The following is a 640-nucleotide window of genomic DNA, read 5'->3' as shown; positions in this document are numbered from 1 at the left end:
CGGAATATAAAGCCATGCGGGAATCTATTAAGCAGGGGCAGCAAAAGTTAGCAGCGGTTGAAAATGAAACTAAGCAGCGCCAAGCGAAACTTAAGACGTATCAAGCCACTAAATTTGATGTGAATAGTGTTAAAACGAAGGAATCCCGTTTCCATAAGCGGTATGTGCTGGTTGACCGTTTTGATTTTGATAAACTTAAACAGGGCGCCAGCTTAACGGATACGTATTTTACTGAAACATTGTCCCAAAGGTCTGATATGGATATTCAAAAAGACCAGTTGATTAAAGCTGAAAGCAAGGCTATGGAACTAGACATTGAGAATCGTCGTCTTCAAAAGCTAGTCGGGACGCTACAAGGAATTGTTCGGAGCGTTGACCGCTTCTTACAGCGCAAATTAGGGGTTGGTTTACCAAGTGAGTGGCTAGAACGAGCTGGACTAAAAGAACCGTCTAAAAAAGCCCCTCAGAGGCCGCAGGAGCGTTCCGAGGGACAACATGATGAATTAGATGGGCCAAGCCTTTGAATTTGGTCTATGGCTTTAATTTAACCGTTTATGAGCATTGGAGCTGTTTAATGGCCGTCAGTCAACGGTAAATCGAATTAAAGGGACTTACTGCTTTAGCAGTTAGTCCCTTTTTG

Annotated in this window: 1 pseudogene; it reads left to right on the top strand. The window is 43.3% G+C overall.

What is annotated here, in order from left to right:
- A pseudogene (locus FD31_RS13785) lies at positions 1 to 524 on the top strand (MobV family relaxase); the annotation flags it as partial.
- Between the last annotated feature and the right edge of the window lie 116 nt (positions 525 to 640).

The sequence above is a fragment of the Companilactobacillus nantensis DSM 16982 genome, assembly GCF_001435815.1.
Taxonomy (GTDB): Bacteria; Bacillota; Bacilli; order Lactobacillales; family Lactobacillaceae; genus Companilactobacillus; species Companilactobacillus nantensis.
The sequence above is the reverse complement of the archived record's forward strand: the minus strand, read 5'-3'. Positions and strand labels throughout refer to the sequence as shown.